Source organism: Ekhidna sp. (assembly GCF_040220215.1).
GTDB lineage: Bacteria > Bacteroidota > Bacteroidia > Cytophagales > Cyclobacteriaceae > Ekhidna.
In genome coordinates this window covers 30,951-45,915 of record NZ_JAVJTR010000001.1, presented here as the reverse complement: position 1 = coordinate 45,915, position 14,965 = coordinate 30,951, and the positions used below count along the sequence as shown (strand labels likewise).

Annotated in this window: 17 protein-coding genes; 13 read left to right on the top strand and 4 right to left on the bottom strand. The window is 40.2% G+C overall.

The window, feature by feature from the left end:
- The first annotated feature begins 90 nt into the window (after positions 1 to 90).
- Positions 91 to 636 carry a DUF1287 domain-containing protein gene (locus tag RIC88_RS00235; protein WP_350215340.1) on the top strand — a complete coding sequence of 182 codons (546 nt, stop codon included), beginning with the start codon at positions 91 to 93 and terminating at the stop codon, positions 634 to 636.
- A 9-nt stretch (positions 637 to 645) separates the two neighbouring features.
- On the opposite strand, the gene RIC88_RS00230 is transcribed toward RIC88_RS00235, so the two are convergent.
- Positions 646 to 1,632: an ImmA/IrrE family metallo-endopeptidase gene (locus RIC88_RS00230; RefSeq protein WP_350215338.1), complete on the bottom strand. Its 987-nt coding sequence runs from the start codon at positions 1,630 to 1,632 to the stop codon at positions 646 to 648.
- A 135-nt stretch (positions 1,633 to 1,767) separates the two neighbouring features.
- Here RIC88_RS00230 and RIC88_RS00225 point away from each other — a divergent pair, with 135 nt between their 5' ends.
- From RIC88_RS00225 to RIC88_RS00195, 7 genes are all read left to right on the top strand, one after another.
- Positions 1,768 to 2,268, top strand: coding sequence for a hypothetical protein (locus tag RIC88_RS00225; protein ID WP_350215336.1), 501 nt, complete (start codon positions 1,768 to 1,770; stop codon positions 2,266 to 2,268).
- Between the two features lies 1 nt (position 2,269).
- Positions 2,270 to 2,506 (top strand): helix-turn-helix transcriptional regulator, encoded by a 237-nt coding sequence (locus RIC88_RS00220; RefSeq protein WP_350215334.1) that lies wholly within the window; start codon positions 2,270 to 2,272, stop codon positions 2,504 to 2,506.
- Entirely contained in the window at positions 2,503 to 2,721 is a 219-nt protein-coding gene (locus RIC88_RS00215) for a hypothetical protein (protein ID WP_350215332.1), read from the top strand. The genes RIC88_RS00220 and RIC88_RS00215 overlap by 4 nt, the downstream gene beginning before the upstream one ends.
- On the top strand, positions 2,721 to 3,287 hold the full coding sequence (locus tag RIC88_RS00210; RefSeq protein ID WP_350215330.1) for a 5-formyltetrahydrofolate cyclo-ligase: 567 nt from the start codon (positions 2,721 to 2,723) through the stop codon (positions 3,285 to 3,287). Before RIC88_RS00215 ends, RIC88_RS00210 begins: the two co-directional genes overlap by 1 nt.
- On the top strand, positions 3,280 to 3,780 hold the full coding sequence (gene tpx / locus RIC88_RS00205) for a thiol peroxidase (RefSeq protein WP_350215328.1): 501 nt from the start codon (positions 3,280 to 3,282) through the stop codon (positions 3,778 to 3,780). The genes RIC88_RS00210 and tpx overlap by 8 nt, the downstream gene beginning before the upstream one ends.
- A 112-nt stretch (positions 3,781 to 3,892) precedes the next feature.
- A complete protein-coding gene (locus RIC88_RS00200) occupies positions 3,893 to 6,265 on the top strand; it encodes a TonB-dependent receptor (RefSeq protein WP_350215326.1) in 2,373 nt (790 codons plus the stop codon).
- 2 nt (positions 6,266 to 6,267) lie between these two features.
- Positions 6,268 to 7,191, top strand: coding sequence for a DUF4249 family protein (locus RIC88_RS00195; protein ID WP_350215324.1), 924 nt, complete (start codon positions 6,268 to 6,270; stop codon positions 7,189 to 7,191).
- Positions 7,192 to 7,552: 361 nt separating this feature from the next.
- On the opposite strand, the gene RIC88_RS00190 is transcribed toward RIC88_RS00195, so the two are convergent.
- A complete protein-coding gene (locus RIC88_RS00190; protein ID WP_350215322.1) occupies positions 7,553 to 7,855 on the bottom strand; it encodes a hypothetical protein in 303 nt (100 codons plus the stop codon).
- Between the two features lie 192 nt (positions 7,856 to 8,047).
- On the opposite strand from RIC88_RS00190, the gene RIC88_RS00185 reads away from it, so the two are divergent.
- From RIC88_RS00185 to RIC88_RS00175, 3 genes are read left to right on the top strand one after another with little or no spacing between them, the layout of a single operon-like run.
- Positions 8,048 to 9,091: a sensor histidine kinase gene (locus RIC88_RS00185; RefSeq protein WP_350215320.1), complete on the top strand. Its 1,044-nt coding sequence runs from the start codon at positions 8,048 to 8,050 to the stop codon at positions 9,089 to 9,091.
- A 20-nt stretch (positions 9,092 to 9,111) separates the two neighbouring features.
- Entirely contained in the window at positions 9,112 to 9,822 is a 711-nt protein-coding gene (locus tag RIC88_RS00180) for a LytR/AlgR family response regulator transcription factor (protein ID WP_350215318.1), read from the top strand.
- 16 nt (positions 9,823 to 9,838) lie between these two features.
- A complete protein-coding gene (locus RIC88_RS00175) occupies positions 9,839 to 10,216 on the top strand; it encodes a hypothetical protein (RefSeq protein ID WP_350215317.1) in 378 nt (125 codons plus the stop codon).
- 176 nt (positions 10,217 to 10,392) lie between these two features.
- Here RIC88_RS00175 and RIC88_RS00170 read toward each other — a convergent pair whose 3' ends face one another.
- Positions 10,393 to 10,758, bottom strand: coding sequence for a hypothetical protein (locus RIC88_RS00170; RefSeq protein ID WP_350215316.1), 366 nt, complete (start codon positions 10,756 to 10,758; stop codon positions 10,393 to 10,395).
- A gap of 334 nt (positions 10,759 to 11,092) precedes the next feature.
- The gene (gene hemW / locus RIC88_RS00165; protein WP_350215314.1) at positions 11,093 to 12,229 is read right to left on the bottom strand and encodes a radical SAM family heme chaperone HemW; all 1,137 of its coding nucleotides are present in this window, start codon (positions 12,227 to 12,229) and stop codon (positions 11,093 to 11,095) included.
- 25 nt (positions 12,230 to 12,254) lie between these two features.
- On the opposite strand from hemW, the gene RIC88_RS00160 reads away from it, so the two are divergent.
- Positions 12,255 to 13,868 carry a BamA/TamA family outer membrane protein gene (locus RIC88_RS00160; RefSeq protein ID WP_350215312.1) on the top strand — a complete coding sequence of 538 codons (1,614 nt, stop codon included), beginning with the start codon at positions 12,255 to 12,257 and terminating at the stop codon, positions 13,866 to 13,868.
- Positions 13,869 to 14,951, top strand: coding sequence for a DUF4271 domain-containing protein (locus tag RIC88_RS00155; protein ID WP_350215310.1), 1,083 nt, complete (start codon positions 13,869 to 13,871; stop codon positions 14,949 to 14,951).
- The last annotated feature ends 14 nt before the right edge of the window (positions 14,952 to 14,965 follow it).

The window sequence follows — 14,965 nt, the reverse complement described above, 5'->3', positions numbered from 1 at the left end:
TGATGTCACCGATCTCAAACATTTGAATTGATAATCACGTTCTGAAGAGCTGTGAAAAAGAAATTATCATTTTGCTTTTTGCTTTTTTCAGTGAGTTGGTGTTTGGCACAAGAGACATTCTCTAATGAACTGTCCGATGCAGCAATCTCCTTAACAAAAGATCAGATCACTTACGACCCATCCTACTTCTCTATTGATTATCCAAATGGTGATGTGCCTGAAGGAAAAGGGGTATGTACTGATGTTGTGATTCGTGCCTATCGAAAACTAGGAATCGATTTACAGAAAGAAGTGCATGAAGACATGAAGGCAAATTTTTCCCTTTACCCTGATATTTGGGGATTAACAAGCACAGACCGGAATATTGATCACAGAAGAGTGCCAAACCTTATGAAATACTTCTCCCGGTTTGGAACGGAAAAATCAATCACGAGCAATGCTCAGGACTATGTAGTGGGAGATATTGTATGTTGGAATCTTGGAGGAGCCATTACCCATATTGGGATAATGGTGGATCGGAAATCAATGGATGGAAAGCGCTACATGGTGGTTCATAATATTGGTGGGGGGCAAGTAATAGAGGATATTTTGTTTGACTATAAAATCATAGGGCACTACAGCTATTCAAAGGACTAGCCCTTAGTCTCACCAATCCTCGTCAATTTCAGGGACAGCATCAAAGTAGATCACCTTTTCTCCATAAATCGGATCATAATAATGTCCGCCTTCTTCATAATCGGGATTCCAAATTTTAGATCCATCAGCATTCTCTTTGTATAAATAAGGAGACAAATGTAGCCTTTCTAAGTGCCACCTTCCTTCCTCACCGGAAGGTATATCTTCCCCATCACCATAAAGCATTAGACCTCCATCTGCAAAAATCTCATACCCCGGATTGGTGCTTTTATATTCATGGCTTACATTCATAACTTTATGTCCCAGTTCGTGAACAATTGTACCCCTTAGCCGATCTTCCCGCTTCAGGTTTGTAAGGGTAATAACCCCCCTGTATCGCTTTTCAATTGTATTTAGATACGAATAGCTCGGAAATGAAAGACCACCCGTTCTGACAGTTCTCATCGTCCAGTTTCTTCCCTCAGAAACTTCCAAAAATGGATAAAAAACATCTTGTAAAACCACTAAATAAATCGTTCGGTGATCATCCGGAGCAGGCTCAACAATGCTTTCAAAAGCTTCTTTAGCATGCTCGGTCAACCTTGCAGGATGTCTTTTAGCATGTTCGTACATGTTCACATATTCTGTTTGTGGAATCCCCGGGACCTCATTTGCCTGAATGGAAAAATATTCAGGATTGACTTTGCCTGTTTTCACCCACAAAAGATTTAGCTGCACCCCTGTTGGCGCATAAATTTCTTTGGCCGCTCGAAAACTTTCCATAACACTCGGTAGCGTTACTTTATCAAACTTAGGATCAAGATTGGAGGGAAAATAAATGCCAACGTCCATAGTCCATTTGCCTGATTCAAGGTTGCCATTTACTTGCGATATATCAATCGTATCAACTGCTGTCCAAACAGTTTGTGAATTTGCTATGGGAGATTTTTGCTCGGACGTGGTGCTATCAACGCATGATATAACGACAAGAATTAAAGTAAGTGGGAAAAATTTCATGAAAATGGATTTCAGTACTAGTTCTAAATTGTCGCTAAACATACTAAAATGAAATTTGAGCGTGCGTGCTCGAGGATATAATTAAAACAATCAATGTAAAATATTTTTTACATATAGTAAAACATTTTTAACTTAATGTCCGTAATAGTAGACATCTTGTCAAAAAATTATTACTTATTTACTTTAAAAATGGACTATCAGGAAAAAAGAAGTATTATCAATATCCTAAGCACCATAGTTGTGTTTACCATTTATTATTGGTTCGTATTTGAGCGATTTGATGCTCAGGAGATGACCACAGATGAGCAGCTACAGTTTTGGTCAAAAGCTATTCTTATAGCAATTCCAATTTCCATTGTTACCAAAATAGTAGTCATGACTGTATTTGCCATTAGCAATTACATCATTACAAGGGAAAAAACGGCTGGCTTTGAAGATGAGCGTGATAAGCTTATTGAGCTAAAATCAACGAGAAATTCATATTTCATTTTTGGTGCTGGCTTTTTTATTTCTTTGATTGTCCTTGCATTTGGCTATCCCCCCAAGTATATGTTTATCTCGCTAATAGTTGCAGGAATTGCTTCTGAGATTTTTGATCAGCTTTCCAAATGGTATTACCATAGCAAAGGAGTATAGCATGGGCAACAGTGGACAAAATATTAATAACAACATTCGAAAGCTTCGTTTTGACAGCAATGAAATGACACAACAGCAGCTTGCAGAGGCGGTGAAAGTCACACGTCAAACTATAGTAGCAATCGAAAAAGGGAAGTATTCACCTTCACTTGAACTGGCTTTCAAAATTGCCAATGTATTTAAAAAACCATTGGAGGAGGTATTTGAATATGACGTAACAGAAACTGTCGAGAAATGAAACTATTCATTTTAAAAACAAACATCCGGACGAACTGGCAAGCACGCAAGCTTGGAATTGATCTGAAAAAAGATAAGCGAATTGCTCGTTGGGTGGTAGATTTAGAAGATGTAGATAAGGTATTGAAGGTAGAGACATATATGGAGTCTGAAGAAAGAGAAATGATCGCCTATCTCAAAAGTCTTGGAATTTCATGCGAAGAACTGCCTGATTGATGATCACTAAAACGTACATACGGAAAGTTATCCTTCAATACAGAGTCCTAATGGATCGTTTGTGGTATGATCAGCGGAATAAAATGCTATGTCAGGCAGTAGCTGAATTCATAAAAGAAAAGCGAGTTGAACAGCTGCATACTTTTTTAGCGATTGCAAAAAACAATGAACCTGACATTTCTTCTCTTTTCCCATCCCTTTGGGCTAAAAGAATCATGATTGTCGTTTCCAAAACCGATTTCATGTTTAAGCAAATGCATCATTATTGTCTGGAAGAACATACGGATCTCTTCGAAAACAGCAAGGGCATACCTGAACCAGTAGATGCCAGGGAAACTCATTTGGATAATCTGGATGTAATTTTTGTACCGTTATTGCTTGCTGATCAAAATGGAAACCGTATCGGATATGGTGGTGGCTACTATGATAGGTTGTTGAAGGAAACAAAAGCCCTGAGAGTGGGGTTATCCTTATCACCTCCTGTAGATCGTATTATTCAAACTGAAAAATGGGACGTACCTTTAGATTACTTAATTACACCTTTTAAAACCTACAACTATGGCTAAAATTACCCTGGGAGGAACAGAAACAAACACTATTGGAAATCTTCCTGAAGTTGGAAGTCAGGCTTCTGATTTTACACTTGTAAGCAAGGACATGAAAGAAAAAACATTGGCAAGTTATCATGGGCAGAAAGTAATTTTAAATATTTATCCAAGTATTGACACAGGAGTTTGTGCCATGTCTACAAAAAAATTCAATCAGGAAGCATCCAAACTTTCGAATACACGAATTGTTTGCGTTTCAAAAGATCTTCCTTTCGCCTTAAAACGATATTGTGATGCAGAAGGAATTGATAGTCTGGACAACCTCACCAACTTCCGAGATGGTGGTGACTTTGGTAAAAACTATGGGGTAGAGATTGTGGATGGCGCTTTTAAAGGATTAAATGCCAGAGCTATCATAGTGCTGGATGAAGATGGGGTGGTAAAGTACACAGAGCTTGTACCAGAGGTGGGTCAGGAGCCAAACTATGAACAAGCTTTAGCTGCCATTTAAGCAGCTGAAGCAACCATTCGCCATGTTTTTGCATTAAGTGTTTGTTAACACCGAAACTATTTGCGCTTTCATGCGTCTTTCGGAAGGTCACACTTAAAACACTATCACCGTTTTGAAAAAACTTTTACTGCTATTTGCTGTCATTCCTTTCTTTCTGACTGCACAAGAGAAATACACCATTAATGGAAATATTACCGATGCTGCCAATGGAGAAGCCCTCATAGGGGCCACCGTTCTTGTAAAGGAACTGGGAACCGGCAACATCACCAATGTTTATGGATTCTATTCCATCACTCTTCCAAAAGGAGACTACACAGTTGAATACAGATACATTGGATTTGTCACCCAGACTAAGACTGTTTCATTAGATCAGAATATACGGATTGACATAGAGCTTGCCGAGGAACAGACCCAGCTTAAGGAAGTTGTGGTCACAGCCAGGCCGGAAGATGAAAATGTGACATCAACAGAAATGAGCGTGGCGGAGATTGACATTCAGACAGTCAGAATGATGCCGGCTATTTTGGGAGAAGTAGATATCATCAAAAGTTTACAGCTTTTGCCGGGAGTCTCTACTGTAGGGGAAGGTGCATCGGGGTTTAATGTACGAGGAGGAAGTGTTGGACAAAACCTGATCCTTTTAGACGAAGCACCTGTTTATAATTCTTCTCACCTCTTAGGATTCTTTTCTGTTTTCAATCCGGATGCGGTTAAAGACATGAAGCTCTATAAAGGAGCCATACCCGCTCAATTTGGAGGAAGGCTTGCTTCGATTCTTGATATTCGAATGAAAGAAGGAAACAATAAAGAGTTGGAAGTAAATGGAGGAATCGGCACCATTTTCAGTCGTATTTCAGTAGAGGCACCAATTAAGAAGGAAAAGTCCTCATTTATCATAGCAGCCAGAAGATCGTATGCGGATATTCTTGCCAGGCCATTTGTAGAGGAATTAAGGAACGGTGCTGCTTTGAATTTCTATGACCTCACCATGAAAACGAACTACCGGTTTTCAGATAATGACCAAATATTCCTTTCGGGATATTTTGGGCAGGACAACTTTATGTTTGATGCGGATCAGGGATTTAGCTGGGGAAACAGAACATCAACGGTTCGGTGGAATCACCTGTTCAATGATCGTCTGTTCTCAAATTTTACTTTCTTCTTCAGCGATTATGAATATGAGCTGGCGTTTGGAGATAATCCAAGGGATCGTTTTGAGTGGAACTCAGATATAAACACATTGGCACTGAAACCTTCTTTTACCTACTTCATAGATCAAAAAAATGAGCTGACTTTTGGTGGTGAGTTTTATAACTACGTCTTTGAGCCAGCCAGGGCAAGGGGAATAAGTGATGGAGATGTGATTGATATCAGTGTGCCCGACAAACGATCAATTGAATCTGCGCTTTATGTCAACAACGAGCAAAAAATATCAGATAATCTTTCGGTTCAATATGGACTGAGGTTCTCCTATTTCAACTTATTGGGAGAAGGTAACAAGTTTATTTTGGGTGATACAATTCCCGGCAGAAGACGACCGATCGAGAACATTGAAGTGGTGGAAAAAGGAGAGTCGATAGCCTCCTATAATGGATGGGAACCGAGGGTGTCATTCAGATATCAACTAAATAAAACCACATCTATAAAGGGGAGCTACAACCGAATGTTACAATACATTCATTTGATTTCAAATACTACAGCTTCTAATCCGCTGGATTTATGGACGCCAAGCTCCAACAACCTGAAACCTCAAATTGGTCAGCAATGGGCAGTGGGTTTATTTAAGAATTTGAAGAGTAATCGATATGAAACCTCTGTGGAATTTTATTATCGTAAAACAGCCCGACAATTAGAGTATATCAATGGCGCGGATTTATTGATCAATGAGGCACTGGAAGCAGACCTTTTAGCCGGTGATGGCAGAGCTTATGGTATGGAGCTTTATATCAAGAAAAATTCAGGAAGATTGAATGGCTGGGTAAGCTATACGCTGGGTAGAACTGAGCTTCAGACAGTAGGCATAAATAAAGGCGAATGGTATCCTACCAGATACGATCAAACGCATAATTTTAAGGTGACAGGATTCTATGAGCTGAATAACAGATGGTCACTATCATCCACCTTCTCTTATATCAGTGGAACACCAACAACCTTCCCAACAAGTCGATATGAGGTTCAGGGCATTACTATTCCTCACAATGCAAATGACTCAAGGAATAATGTGCGTTTACCGGAATATCATAGACTAGATTTTTCGGCTACCCGTAAAGGCAGAGCTGTTCGTAAAGATGGAACACCTCGAAAAAACCGCGATGAGTTGGTCTTCACTGTCTACAACATTTACAATCGGGCGAATCCATTTTCCATTTATTTCTGGCAAGGAGGAGATCGCGTAGATCCGGGAGCATTGGCAGATACCCGTGCTACTCAGGTTTCCATTTTTGCATCGTTTATTCCATCGATCACCTACAATTTCAAGTTCTAAGTATGAAAAAGCTATTCATCATATTATCAGTTTTTGTTCTTCTTTCTTGTGAGGATGACATTAATGTGGAATTGGCTAATGCAGATCCTGTGCTGGCGTTTGACGCCTGGATCTACAGAAAAGCAGAGAAGCAAACGATCCGAATTACTAGAACCAATACTTATTTTGATGGATCCGAGCCTGAGGGAATATCCGGTGCATCCGTCTTAGTTGTAGATGCAGATGGTGCCGTGTACCCATTTAATGAGGAAATACCGGGGCTATATAGCTGGCTTCCTGCCAACCCTACTGATTCTTTTGGTACCGTGGGGCAAACGTATTTTTTAGATGTGCGGATCAATGGAAAGCAATACGGTTCGGTGAGCAGAATGGGTCGTGTCCCAGAGATTGATAGTATCACATGGAGATTTGAAGAGGGCTCCTTTGGAATTGATGACTTTTATGTGGCAGAATTCTGGTCGAGAGATTTTGAAGGGGAAGGAGATGCTTATTGGATTAAAAGCTGGGTAAATGGCACCTATTTAAATAAGCCAACCGAAATCAATCTATCCTTTGATGGAGCTTTCTCTCCGGGAGGAAATGCTGATGGACTCACCTTCATACAGCCGATTAGAGATGGCATAACCCCCTTTGAAACAGACGAAAATGATGAGTTTATACCTCCATTTACAGGACCGGGTGAAGATAGTGTCTACGTAGAAATCAACTCAATCACACTTGAAGCCTGGTTCTTTTGGAATCAGGTAATCATCCAGACAGACAGACCCGGAAGCTTTGGTGAGTTGTTTGCCCCCAGCCTCGCAAATGTTGAGTCCAATATTCAGGCTGAGGATGATGAACAGGTTGTAGGCTTTTTCTGTGTTTCAGCAGTCAAAGGGCTTGGTAGACGATTCACAGAAGATGCGATTCGGGAAGTCCCTGATTAAGTGTAACTCGTATTAACCAAACCTTTTCACCAGTTTTATGAGCGTATATGAAAGAACAAAGATCAAAATAAAAGGATATGTGGCCGTTCTGCGAAAGTTGCTGGTCATCATTTACACATTATAGAAGAAAAATCAGGCTTTCAACACAGACTTTGGAACATCCACAAACAAGAGGCTAATAAAAAAATAACAGCCTCGATTCACGTCGAGGCTGCTCTAGATGGACTTCTGGATGTTAACAGACCTAAAGCCCTCTGAACAGTAACATATAACCAGAAAAAATTATATCTAAATACTTGTGTTTTTACACGGTGGCTTGCGAACTGGTTCGAGTGAGACTTGGGAATCTCGACTTTCCCATTCAATTAAGAAATGATGCACCATTGGCATCCCCGAAATAGTAGTAGTCACCAAAATAGTCGAAAGCAAAATCGCTTTCCTCTAGGAGGATATGATCTGCTACGCTGATCTGGTTGTTTGCCACATCGTCCAAAGGAAACTCCCTGATAAGTGATCCTTCATAACTATAGATTTTAACCATTTTTTGGAAGATCAAATCGGTTTCCAGCTGCATGCTCAATCCTTGATCGGCTTGCAATTGAGTTTCTGAAGCACCCAGAGTGATGGAGGCGCTTAGTAGTGTCAGTAAGAGTATTGATTTCATAAATTAACCTTATTTGTTTTGAGTTTAGTCCTGATCATCAATACGATGAATAACCGGGCAGGTTTGTTAATTATCCTTAATTAAAAGATCGGATTAGTTAATGTTTTGTTAAAAACCACTCATCAAGGCATCTTTTCACCCATGCAACTTCAATGAGCTAAATATTCACCACTTGTTTAGCTTTATCCGCTCATGAACAAAGCAAGGATATACTGGCTGTGTCAGATTTTTGGTTGGGGACTTTACGGTTTCATCCAGATATTCCTTTACACCATCGCGAACCGATTTGATGTAAATCAAGTCCTTGGTGTTTTCTACCAGGTGGTCTATTTTATTGCGACCACACACCTTCTTCGGTCAATGATTATCAAAAGAGGCTGGCTGAATCTAAGGCTCACTTTTCTTATCCCTCGCCTTTTAATTTCTGCTTTCGTTCTTAGTTGGCTGAATTATGGGTACCTGTTGGTCATCGAATACTTCACCGGTAGTATTTCGAAGCAAGACCTCATGTTTCTTACCGTGCTGATCAATACCCTCGGCTATTGGGTGATTTATTTCATCTGGACGATCTTCTATTTTGCCTTCCATTACGTAGAGCGGTATAATAAATCACTAAAGGCAGAAACTGCCGCCAGGGAGGTGGAGCTCAATAATCTGAAAGCACAGCTAAATCCTCATTTCATATTCAATGCACTCAACAGTATACGTGCGCTGGTGGATGAAAACCCACAAAAATCAAAGGATTCTATTACTCAACTATCCCATATTTTAAGAAACTCCCTGATTAGTGACCGTAAGAAATTGATTCCATTTATGGAGGAGTTAAAGACGGTGATGGATTATTTGGCGCTGGAAACAATCAGGTACGAAGAGCGACTTACCACCAACTTTGATATCGATCGAAATTCAGGCAGATTCATGATACCACCTTTGATGCTACAAACGCTTGTGGAGAACGGAATTAAGCATGGAATTTCCAATTTGAAACACGGTGGAGAGATCAGCATAAAGACCACCATAAAAAGAAAACAACTGCACTTGCAAATCCGTAATACGGGTCAGCTATCAGGCGATGTGACTATCGAAAGCGGTTTTGGCCTGGCCAATACCCAGAAACGTCTTGAATTGATATTTGGTGATTCAGCCAAATTCGAAATAAAGAATGAAAATAAGAGTACCGTTTTAACATCCATTACTATTCCGCCTATTGAGCAATCAATGCGGGAATTGGATTAACTTAGAACCTAACAAAAAGTATGAAAGCAATAATTGTAGATGATGAACGACTGGCACGAAAGGAACTGGCTTCCCTTTTAGCGAATCACCCGGAGATTGAAATTGTAGATGAGGCAGCCAATCCGGATGAGGCTATGGAGAAAATAGAAAAGCATGATCCTGATGTAGTCTTTTTGGATATTCAAATGCCGGGGAAAACAGGCTTTGAGATGCTGGAAGAAATGGAGCGTGTGCCACAGGTCATTTTCACCACTGCTTATGATGAGTTTGCACTCAAAGCTTTCGAGTACAATGCGCTGGATTATTTGCTAAAGCCTATACAGCCGGAAAGGTTGACTGAAAGCCTGAATAAGGTGTCTATCAAAGCCGCTAAGAAAACGGCAAAAGATCAAAAGCTGAGCAGTAAAGATCAGGTCTTTGTAAAAGACGGGGACAAATGTTGGTTTGTGAAGCTGGAAGACGTTCGGTTGTTTGAGTCGGATGGAAACTACATCAAAGTCTATTTTGATAAGTTCAAACCAATGATTCACAAGTCACTCAACGCCCTGGACGAACGACTGGACGATCGTCACTTTTTCCGTGCAAGTAGAAAGCACATCATTAACCTCGGCTGGGTGGAATCCATCGACACCTGGTTTAATGGTGGCTTATTGGTACAGCTAAAAGGCGGAGAAAAAATCGAAGTAAGCAGACGCCAGTCTGCAAGGTTTAGGGAGATGATGAGTTTGTAAAAATATCTAAAGCGTCATGAAACTCTACACAAGATGTTCTAAATGTAGAGAAGAAATCAACTTCTCTGCCTGGGTAAGTGACCGCTTTGCACTGGCAAAAAAGCTAAATGAAAAGATCGAATTGAGATGTACTAATTGTAACACATCAAATAAATATCATGTGAATGATATTAGAGCTGAAAAGAATAAAATAGTGGCATTAGTTGCATCACTTATTTTGCTCGCTGGAACTGCTGGAATGGTAATGCTTGTATGGGATTATATTTTTAGGATTGCAGATGTTTATGCAACTTCAGCTTTTGTTGGAGTGATAGGAATACCAATGGCGGTGTATCAAGCAATTGTTTCAGGCCAAGAGCGAAAAGTATGGCTTTTCAACTCATATAAGTATTGACACCACTCTAAATCCTTCCTGATAAGGCACAGCTGTCAAAAAAACCCCGTATTCCCTTGCGAAGTGAGGCACGAACGAGACATGGGAATCTCAGTGGTCTATTCATTTTTTTAAAGCAGAAGATGCCCAAGTCTCCAACCCTTTTTAAAGGTTTCCGCAAGGGCATACGGAATGATTTAATCCTTCACCTCTTCCAGAAAAGCTTTTTCTACATGCCAGTCTTTGGATAGCGTAAGAATAGCCGTGGTTTCCATTTCGGTCACGTAACCTTTTTTGTGGGTCTCTTCCCACACCTCCAGTAAATATTTGATGCGATCCGGTTCGCTCATTTTCGAGAAGATCTTGTAAAGGAATTCGCGTGAACGCTCAAATGCAGAAAGGTAATCCTGGGCAATAAACTTATTGGCCCATTCCATTTCTTCTGAAGCCTGCAATTTTACGGCAGCATCCTCCAGCATTTCACGTTCCTCATCGTCCAGACCGTGATAATGAAAAATCAGGGACTTAAGTAATAGAAGGGCTTTTTTAGTAGTTGCGTCCATTTGCGTTCGCAAAAGTAGGGCTTAACGTGCATTATCCCTAGCTATTTTCAAAGGTAGATGCATGAAGTGAATTTCAAAATATCAAACACTGATGCTATTAAGTTAAGCAGCCAAATCTCTCTCTTTGGAGAGGGTAGGCTAGGATCAATAAAAAGCAAAAAACCTAGCTAACGTCACTCAGAGCCTTTCTGTTGGGAAGTGCGATGGAGAAAGGCGTGGAGTCTTTCAATTCGAGGAGATTCCACGGCTGCCCCGCTGCAACCAGCCCTATGAGCCTCTGAATGACGGTTTTTTGTTTTTTTTGAATATTTTAGAGAAGCTAAATTTTCTTAGATCATTCACCTTCCGAAAAAAACAGCCGCAACGCAACTTCATCCGCGACCAAAAAACCCTGTGGCAGCAATCGCAGGTTATCATTTGTTAGCTCAATCAAATTCTGATCAGCCATCTGTTTCAAAAAACCTGAATGAATCTCTGCAATGTTTGCTCCACTCAGTTTGGCTAGTGCCTTCAGGTCAATTCCATTGGCAGTTCTCAGCTCAGTGAGGATTCGCTCATTGATGCGCTGTATTTCCGAAAGCTGTTCCTTTTCTGTGTATTCCAATTTCTCGTTTATAGCCTTTAGATATTTTGCATTGTTCCTGACATTAAAGCTTCGCGTAAATGCGCCATCAAAAGAATGTGCCCCAGGCCCCACACCTATATAAGGAACACCTGCCCAATACGCATGGTTGTGACGTGAATGGCAGCCATCCTTTCCAAAATTTGAAACTTCATACTGCCGGTATCCTTTGGACTTCAGGAAATCAATTGCGAACAGATATTGAGCAGCAGCCTCATCTTCCGGCACTTGTATCAGCTTATTCTCTCGCTCCCACTTTCCAAAAACCGTCTTGTCCTCAATCGTGAGACCGTACAATGAAATGTGTTCAGGATTCATTTTGGTTATTTGATTCAAATCTTGTTGCCATGCTTCCCGGTTATGGTCAGGAATCGCATAAATCAGATCCAGCGAAATATTTTGAAAACCTGCAGAACGAGCATATTCAAAGGCAGTTCTGGCCTCATCTGAAGAGTGAATACGGTTCATCCATTGAAGCTTTTGCTCATCAAATGTCTGAATGCCAATACTTAGCCGGTTTACTCCAAGTTGATGAATGCTTTTTGCATGACCATTCGTCAAATCTTCCGGGTTGGCTTCCAGGGTAATTTCTGCTGTTTCAGAGACATTATAGTTATCAAGTACAGCCTTAATAAGCTTTTCTAACTGAGCAGAAGAAAGCAATGATGGAGTCCCCCCACCGAAATAGATTGTTTGCACATCCTCTTTGAGATACGCTTTCCTTTCTTCAATTTCCAGAGCGATTGCATCTACTATCTCCTCCTGTTTTGAGAGGTTGGTGCTAAAGTGAAAGTCACAATAGTGACATGCCTGTCGGCAAAATGGAATATGAATGTAGATGCCAGCCATGATTTGGGCTAAATTGCAAAGACCGATGCAAAGAATGTTAATTCTATTGGTTTTTGTGTGTGCCAGCACGGTACAGGCCCAGGTAAAATCACAGCTATTTGTAGACGGTGAGCCTTTTGAACGTCAAACACTTGCTGACACACTTGACCTTAAAAATTATGTGCAGAAGCTTCAGCTGAGATGGGTCAATCAAGGGTATTATTTTTCGGGAATTGATTCTGTATTCCGAAAGGACAGTATCTCACTCATTTATTTGCACAAAGGTGCAGCGCACCGTGTTGCATTGTCAGATTATCGGGGTAGAAAACTTCAGGCTTACTTATCGAAACAGGTACAGCAATATGCAAATCATGGCTATCCGTTCGTGTCTGTTGCATTGGATTCTGCCAGAATGAGTGACGGTCGACTGACTGGAAAGCTGTTACTAGAACCTGGTCCGGAGATCACTTATGATTCAACTTATTTCTTCAAGGAAACAAAAACAGGCAAAGGGTATATCTATCAGTTGCTGGACATAGTTCCTGAGGATAATTTTAGTGAACGTGCGTATGGACAAATCCCAAAAAAAGTTCAACGATCTCCATATCTGAGTTTGCAGAGACCTGTCGATTTATCATTCAAAAACAACAAGGCAAAAGTTTTTCTAGATGTAAAAGAGGAAGCTGCCAGTTCTTTTCAGGGAGTTCTTGGTTTACAACAAGATGCCAATGGTAAAGCTTCTGCAGTTGGAAGTTTAGAGTTGGATCTTCAAAATCTTTTCAGGTCGGGAAAACAATTCACTTTTTCGTGGGAGCGATTTTCAGAACAGTCACAACGACTCAATGTTTTTTACAAGCATCCCTTTTTTCTCGACTCTAAAATCTCTCCCTCCTTTCGGTTTGATTTGTTGAAACAGGACACCACATTTCTCACAAGAAAATTAGGGCTGGGGATTCATACCTATATCGCTCCCCGAATTGAACTGGCACTGGCTTATGAGCAGAATAAAGGAACTTTGCTATCAACAGATTTAAATATGCTGGAGCAGTCCGGACTTGCAGGGTTTACTCGTGCTACGTATAGCGTCCAGTTTTCGCAGGGAGACTTATTTACATTAGGAAAATTGAAAGATGGAGTGGTGTGGCGTGTATTATCGTTGGCCGGCAGGAAAGAAGTAGATCGAAACCTGAATGTGCCTGATTCTTATTATGATTCATTAGAGCTTTCGACCAACTTTTATCAGTTTGAAAGTGAGATCGCCTACCAGGTAAGGATGTTAAAAAGACAATCCTTCTTTCATCATATCTCTACCGGATTCACTCAAAATGATCAACTGTTAAGGAATGAACTTTACAGAATTGGAGGCCTGACCTCACTGCGTGGGTTTAATGAAAAATCAGTTTTTGCAAGACACTATTTATTGAGTCGGGCTGAGTTTCGTTCCTTCTTCGAAGAGGAAAGCTATGCTTATCTTTTTTATGATCAGATGCTTTATCAAAGGGGAAGTTTGAAAGATTATCCGTCCGGAATTGGCTTTGGATTTGCACTTGCTACTTCAGCAGGCCAATTTAGCTTTGCGATTGGAGTTGGCCATTCAAAAGACCAATCGATTTCCTTTTCAACCATGAAAGCACACTTTGGGTATATATCTAGATTTTAAATGAGGATAGTAATAACGATTTTACTTTTTGTAGTCTTTTTTACTGGCTTCACTCAGCAGGACACTATCACAGTTATTGACTATACCAAAGTGATGGTCAGAGCTGATTCGGATGGGAATGTGGATCCCATCACTGCTTTAGAAGGAATTAATCAGGCAGGATTTTTCATGAATGGAAGACCAAGTGGTCAGGTGCGAATTTGTAACCCTTATGAACTTTTTGTGTGGGTTAATGGAAGGCTGCTTACCACTTTGAAGGAGTGTGAGTTTTTCAATCCATCTGATCTGTTTAGTGGTGTTAAATCTGATACCATATATATTTCATTGAGTTCGAAAAGCTCGCTTGAAGACCTGACGTGTGATTTGGTGATATTTGAGCAACTGACTGTAATTAAAGACCAGGTAGCTAGCCCACGTGAGCCCAGAAGTATATTTATAGAATTCACCATTATTACCTTGATCATTCTGTTGGTATTAGTTGGAATTATCACTTCCAATTACCCTTCAAGAATGGCATACCTGTTAGAGAAAACATTTACTTTCAAAGTAAGTGCATACGAATTTGTAAACACAGGTTTTTTTAATGGTGCCAGCATGTATTTGCTTGTGTTATACTCATTGGCTTTATCCTTTGTCGGAGTGTACCTGAATGCGCTTTTGGATTTAAATTTCTTTGAAAATCAAACGACTCTGGTTGGCTATCTAGTACAATGGGTTAGGCTGGCAGCAGGTGTTTTTTTTCTTTTTATTTTTAAGTGGGTGATGATTTCACTTGTTGCTCAATTATTCAAGTTCAGGGGGTTGAGAAATTTCCAGCTGTTTGATTTTGTAAATTTCAACTTTGTTTTGCTACTTCCTCTTTTAGCTTTCTTAACTGTAGATTTCATTGTTAATAGCTCAGATCAATCATGGATTTCAGATGGGTTTCTTATCTTGTTTCCAATCATCATTATTCTCTTCGTGGTGTGGTTCACATTAAAGTTTGTTAATAATTCTCCACGTAAAAAACTTGTTATTATTTCCTACCTTTGTGCCACGGAAATCATACCTGTCATTATTTTGCTAGGGTGGTTCTACAAATAATCACATAAAGAGGA

Coding starts and splice junctions, on each gene's coding strand:
- RIC88_RS00230 (WP_350215338.1), bottom strand. CDS start 1,632: ATGAAATTTTTCCCACTTACTTTAATTCTTGTCGTTATATCATGCGTT.
- RIC88_RS00225 (WP_350215336.1), top strand. CDS start 1,768: ATGTCCGTAATAGTAGACATCTTGTCAAAAAATTATTACTTATTTACT.
- RIC88_RS00220 (WP_350215334.1), top strand. CDS start 2,270: ATGGGCAACAGTGGACAAAATATTAATAACAACATTCGAAAGCTTCGT.
- RIC88_RS00215 (WP_350215332.1), top strand. CDS start 2,503: ATGAAACTATTCATTTTAAAAACAAACATCCGGACGAACTGGCAAGCA.
- RIC88_RS00210 (WP_350215330.1), top strand. CDS start 2,721: ATGATCACTAAAACGTACATACGGAAAGTTATCCTTCAATACAGAGTC.
- tpx (WP_350215328.1), top strand. CDS start 3,280: ATGGCTAAAATTACCCTGGGAGGAACAGAAACAAACACTATTGGAAAT.
- RIC88_RS00195 (WP_350215324.1), top strand. CDS start 6,268: ATGAAAAAGCTATTCATCATATTATCAGTTTTTGTTCTTCTTTCTTGT.
- RIC88_RS00190 (WP_350215322.1), bottom strand. CDS start 7,855: ATGAAATCAATACTCTTACTGACACTACTAAGCGCCTCCATCACTCTG.
- RIC88_RS00185 (WP_350215320.1), top strand. CDS start 8,048: ATGAACAAAGCAAGGATATACTGGCTGTGTCAGATTTTTGGTTGGGGA.
- RIC88_RS00180 (WP_350215318.1), top strand. CDS start 9,112: ATGAAAGCAATAATTGTAGATGATGAACGACTGGCACGAAAGGAACTG.
- RIC88_RS00175 (WP_350215317.1), top strand. CDS start 9,839: ATGAAACTCTACACAAGATGTTCTAAATGTAGAGAAGAAATCAACTTC.
- RIC88_RS00170 (WP_350215316.1), bottom strand. CDS start 10,758: ATGGACGCAACTACTAAAAAAGCCCTTCTATTACTTAAGTCCCTGATT.
- hemW (WP_350215314.1), bottom strand. CDS start 12,229: ATGGCTGGCATCTACATTCATATTCCATTTTGCCGACAGGCATGTCAC.
- RIC88_RS00160 (WP_350215312.1), top strand. CDS start 12,255: ATGCAAAGAATGTTAATTCTATTGGTTTTTGTGTGTGCCAGCACGGTA.
- RIC88_RS00155 (WP_350215310.1), top strand. CDS start 13,869: ATGAGGATAGTAATAACGATTTTACTTTTTGTAGTCTTTTTTACTGGC.